Origin of the sequence: Paracoccus sp. UBA5162, from assembly GCF_002413585.1 — a bacterium.
In the GTDB taxonomy this organism is placed as follows: domain Bacteria; phylum Pseudomonadota; class Alphaproteobacteria; order Rhodobacterales; family Rhodobacteraceae; genus Paracoccus.
On record NZ_DHXG01000013.1, the window covers coordinates 1 to 4,718 of the forward strand.

General features: G+C 67.4%; 5 protein-coding genes and 1 pseudogene. 3 read left to right on the forward strand and 3 right to left on the reverse strand.

Going from position 1 to position 4,718, the window contains the following annotated elements; translation table 11 throughout:
* Together B4A72_RS01370 and B4A72_RS01375 are read right to left on the reverse strand one after the other, a co-directional pair.
* Positions 1 to 245, reverse strand: a 245-nt coding sequence (locus tag B4A72_RS01370) for a hypothetical protein (protein ID WP_292977986.1), incomplete at its 3' end; no start/stop codon positions are given.
* On the reverse strand, positions 242 to 1,993 hold the full coding sequence (locus tag B4A72_RS01375; protein ID WP_292954512.1) for a type I secretion system permease/ATPase: 1,752 nt from the start codon (positions 1,991 to 1,993) through the stop codon (positions 242 to 244). The genes B4A72_RS01370 and B4A72_RS01375, both read right to left, overlap by 4 nt.
* A gap of 155 nt (positions 1,994 to 2,148) precedes the next feature.
* Here B4A72_RS01375 and B4A72_RS01380 point away from each other — a divergent pair, with 155 nt between their 5' ends.
* On the forward strand, positions 2,149 to 2,952 hold the full coding sequence (locus B4A72_RS01380) for an MlaA family lipoprotein (RefSeq protein WP_292954509.1): 804 nt from the start codon (positions 2,149 to 2,151) through the stop codon (positions 2,950 to 2,952).
* Positions 2,942 to 3,538, forward strand: coding sequence for an MlaC/ttg2D family ABC transporter substrate-binding protein (locus B4A72_RS01385; RefSeq protein WP_292954506.1), 597 nt, complete (start codon positions 2,942 to 2,944; stop codon positions 3,536 to 3,538). Before B4A72_RS01380 ends, B4A72_RS01385 begins: the two co-directional genes overlap by 11 nt.
* Before the next feature lie 18 nt (positions 3,539 to 3,556).
* Here the strand turns inward: B4A72_RS01385 and B4A72_RS01390 are convergent, their stop codons facing one another.
* Positions 3,557 to 4,318 (reverse strand): NAD kinase, encoded by a 762-nt coding sequence (locus B4A72_RS01390; RefSeq protein ID WP_292954503.1) that lies wholly within the window; start codon positions 4,316 to 4,318, stop codon positions 3,557 to 3,559.
* Between the two features lie 179 nt (positions 4,319 to 4,497).
* Here B4A72_RS01390 and glyA point away from each other — a divergent pair.
* A pseudogene (gene glyA / locus B4A72_RS01395) lies at positions 4,498 to 4,718 on the forward strand (serine hydroxymethyltransferase); the annotation flags it as partial.

Genomic DNA, 4,718 nt, shown 5'->3' on the forward strand with positions numbered 1-4,718 from the left:
TGGGCGCCGACGCCGATTCCGATCCCGGCCAGCGAATATCCGCTGCCTTGGCGCGGCCCGGCCTGATCCGCGGCGGTTTCGGGCCTGTCTTCGTCCCGCCGGCCTTCTTTCCGCCGGCCTTCGTCCTCGTCACTGTCCTTGCCCGGATCGGGCGAAGGCGCTGGCTGATCGGGCGTCAGAAGCAGCGGCTTCTGCCTGCCGTTCTCGCGATCCTCGCGGTCGTCGTCGCCGTTCTCGTCGCTCATGACACACCTCCGACGCGGCCGGATTCCTGCGCCTTCCTGATCTGGGCCGAGTTCTGCACCATCTCCTGCAACACCTTGTCGCGCGGCCCGAAGGCACGGCGGACGCCCTGTTCCATTACCATCAGCAGTTCGCATTCGTTGATCGCGGCGGGCCGGTGCGCCATGATCACGACCGCGCCGTTCTGCGCCTTGACCCTGCGAATCGCCGCATTCAGCGCCTCGGATCCCTGATTGTCGAGATTGGAGTTCGGTTCGTCCAGAACCAGCAGCACCGGATCGGGATACAGGGCGCGGGCAAGGCCGATCCGCTGGATCTGGCCCCCCGAAAGCCGTCCCGAGCTTTGGCTGATCCGGGTATCATAACCCTGCGGCAGATCGAGGATCATCTGATGCGCCGCCGCCGCCTGCGCAGCCCGGACCACGCGGGCGGGGTCGGGTTCGGGCGACAGGCGGGCGATGTTCTCGGCGATGGTGCCGTCGAACAGCGTCACCTGCTGCGGCAGATAGCCGATCAGGTTGCCCAGAACGTCGGGATCATACTGGTCCAGCGTCGCGCCGCCCAGCCGGACCGAGCCGGCGCCGACCGGCCACGATCCGATCAGCGCCCGCGCCAGCGTGGTCTTGCCGGCGCCGGACGGGCCGATCACGCCAAGCGCCTGACCGGGCCGGATCTCGAAACTGACGCCGCGGATCGTCGCGATGTTCTGGCCCGGCGGGGCGACGGACAATTGCCGGACGTCGATATGCGCCTCGGGGCGGGGCAGGGGGGTGTGTTCGACCTGCGGCGGCTGCCGGGTCAGCAGCCGCGACAGCCGGTCCCATCCGTCCTGCGCCGCCTGGAACAGCGCCCAGCCGCCGACCAGTTGCTCGATCGGGGCCAGCGCCCGGCCCATCATGATCGAACTGGCGATCATCGCGCCCGGCGTCACCTCCTGGCGCAGCACCAGAAGCGCGCCGGTCGCCAGCATCGCGCTTTGCAGAAACAGCCGGAAGCTGCGCGAAAACACGGTGAAACCCGAGGCCCGGTCGGCCCCGCGCACCGACTGCACCTGCGCCTCTTCGCGGGCCTTGCGCCAGCGCGCAAAGGTGGCGCCGCGCATCCCCAGGGCGCCGATCACCTCGCCCTCGTCGCGATAGAGATCGGCCATCCGCTGCGCCTGCGTCGACGAGGCGTTCGACTGCTGCAACGGGGCCTTGGTCATGATCCGGTTGGCGATGGTCGAGACAATCAGGATCAGCCCGCCGATCGTCGCCACCGCCCCCAGCAGCGGATGGAACATGAAGACAGCGGCCAGAAACAGCGGCGCCCACGGCAGATCGAACATCGCCAGCAGCACCGGCGAACCGATGAATCGCTGCACCGAATCCAGATCGCGCATGCCGCTGGCAGCGGCGGCCGATTCGTCGCCGGTGATGGCGCCCTCGCGCAGGGCGGCGGTAAAGACGCGACCTTCCATCCGGTCCTGAAAGCGCGCGGCGATCCGCTGGGTCACGCGGTTGCGGGCCAGATCGACCACGCCCATCAGCAGAAACAGGAACACGACCAGCACGAAAAGCGCCGTCAGCGTCTCGACCGAGCGCGAGGCCAGCACCCGGTCATAGACCTGCAACATGAACAGCGGTCCGGTCAGCATCAACAGGTTCACCACGGCCGAGAACAGCGCGACGGCAAGAAACAGCGGGAAACCCGCCGATCTGGCCTTGCGCAGCTCCTTGCTGCCGGAAAGGGGATATGGCGGCTTGCTCATTGATCTGCCGTCCTTCACGTTCGGAACTGCTGCCATCGGAACCGGGCGGCTTGCCGCAGGCTCGCGGCACGATTATCCGAACTGGATGGTTCCTGTCATCCCCGGACGGCCCCTTATGCCGTAAAACAAGAAGGTTAGAAATCCATTTGCGCCCGATGACCCTCTTTCAGAACGCCGGTATCGCCCTGATCGCGGCGGTCGCGCTGGCCGGATGCGCCGCCTCGCCCCGGATCCAGGACGGAATCGTGATCAACGACCCCTACGAGGCGCAGAACCGCCGGGTCCATGATTTCAACAAGGCGCTGGATGCGCGCGTGGTCGGGCCTGTGGCGAGGCTGGCGTCCTCGGGCGCCGGGGATCCGGCCGGCGCGGGCCGCGCCAAGCCCGTCGATCTGGTCATCAACATGGGCTCGAACCTGTCGCTGCCGGGCAAGGTCTTGAATCAGCTGCTTCAGGGGCGACCCGGCCCGGCCGTGCAGAACACCTTCCGGTTCTCGGTCAATTCCACCCTGGGGATCCTGGGCCTTTTCGACCCCGCCGGCCGCGATTTCAACCTGCCCGAACGCGACACCGACTTTGGCGAGACGCTGGCCGTCTGGGGCGTTCCCGAGGGCGCGTATCTGGAATTGCCGGTCCTTGGCCCCTCGACGCAGCGCGACACGGCGGGCAAGCTGGTCGATGCGCTGATCGACCCGCTGGGCCAGGTGCTGAACCGGGACGAACTTGCGCTGGGCTTCGGGCTGCGCCTCGGCTCAAAAGCCGGTGAGCGGGCCCGTTTCGGAGACACGGTGGATAGCGTATTGCAAGGCAGTGCTGATAGCTATGCGCAGACGCGGCTGATCTACCTGATGCATCGCCGCTACGAGATCGGACAACAGGAGGCGACCATTGACCCCTATGACGACAGCCAGGCGGCGGCCGGCGCGGATGCAGGTTTCATCGACCCCTATGCGCCCTGACCGACGCAACGTCCTGGCGCTGATCGCGGGTGGCGCGGCGCTGATTCCGCTGCGTCCGGCGCTGGCGCTGAGTGCCGACGCCGCCCAGGCGATGATCCAGAAGACCGTGTCCGAGGTCTATGCCGTCATCAACAGCGGCCAGCCGCCGGCGCAATTGTATCGCCAGTTCGAGGCGATCTTCGCGCGCCGCGCCGATGTGGACATCATCGCCCGCACCGTGCTGGGCCCTGCCGCGCGTCAGGCCGGCCCGGCGCAATACGCCGCCTACGAGCAGGCTTTCCAGGGCTATATGGGCCGAAAATACGGCAAGCGGTTTCGCGAATTCGTCGGCGGCCGGGTCGAGGTGGGGGCGGCACGCCCGCTGAAAAGCTATTTCGCGGTCCGCTCGACTGCCTATCTCAACGGCCGCGCGCCGATGGAGGTGGAATGGCACGTCTCGGACAAGGGCGGCGGCATCCGCTTTTTCAACATCATCATCGAGGGCGTGAACATGCTGGCCAGCGAACGGTCCGAAATGTCCGCGATGCTGGCGCAGAACAGGGGCGACCTCGCGGCGCTGACCGCCGCCCTGCGACAGGCCGGATAGCCCGCCCGGCCCTTGCCGTCAGACGAACTGCTCGCGGATCAGGCGTTCCTCCAGTCCGTGACCGCTGTCGAACAGAACCCGGTGCCGGATCTCTGCGGCGCTGCGGATCTGGACCCAGACGACGTGACGGACCGATCGTGAATCGGCGTCTGCCATGACCGGGCGGCGTTCGGGGCTGAGAACCTCGATCGCGATTCGCGCTGTCTTGGGCAGCAGCGCGCCGCGCCAGCGGCGGGGACGGAAGGGGGCGATGGCGGTCAGCGCCAGAACCTCGGAATCGATGGGCAGGATCGGGCCGTGGGCCGAGTAATTGTAGGCGGTGGAACCCGCCGGCGTCGCCAGCAGCGCGCCGTCGCAGACCAGTTCCTCCATCCGCATCTTGCCATCGACGTGAATCCGCAGCTTCGCCGCCTGCGGACCCTCGCGCAGCAGGCTGATCTCATTGATGGCCAGCGCCTCGTGGATCGATCCGTCGGCGCAAGTGGCGCGCATGTGCAGCGGGTTGATGACGGTTTCCTCGGCCGCCGCCAGCCGTTCGGGCAGACCCTCTTCGGCGAATCCGTTCATCAGGAAGCCGACCGTGCCGCGGTTCATGCCATAGACGGGCAGGTCGCGGCCCTCGGTGGCGTGAAGGGTCTGCAACATGAAGCCGTCGCCGCCAAGCGCCACCACCACCTGCGCCCGCTCCAGCGGTGCGTCGCCATAGCGCGCGCCCAGCGTCGCCAGTGCCGCCTGGGCCGGCCCGGCCTGGCTGGCGGTGAAATGAATTCGTGGCGTCATCCGCGTTCCGTCCCCTCGTGCGGGCGCAGCATCGGCCGCGGCCGAGCCGTTGACAAGCCCCGCAGCGCAGGTCGCAGCGGGTCCGCGCGCGGTCGTTTTGACACTTTCCGCAGGTCTGGCCATGCGATAAGACAGCGCCATTCCCGCCGCCCCTCAGCCATGCAAAGGACGCGAGACTGATGAACGCCCCCACCCGCGAATCCGGTTTTTTCACCGATGATCTGGCCAGCAGCGACCCCGAGATCGCGAAGGCGATCCGTCAGGAACTGGGCCGGCAGCGCGACGAGATCGAGCTGATCGCATCGGAAAACATCGTCTCGAAGGCGGTGCTCGAGGCCCAGGGCTCGGTCCTGACGAACAAATATGCCGAAGGCTATCCGGGCAAGCGCTACTACGGCGG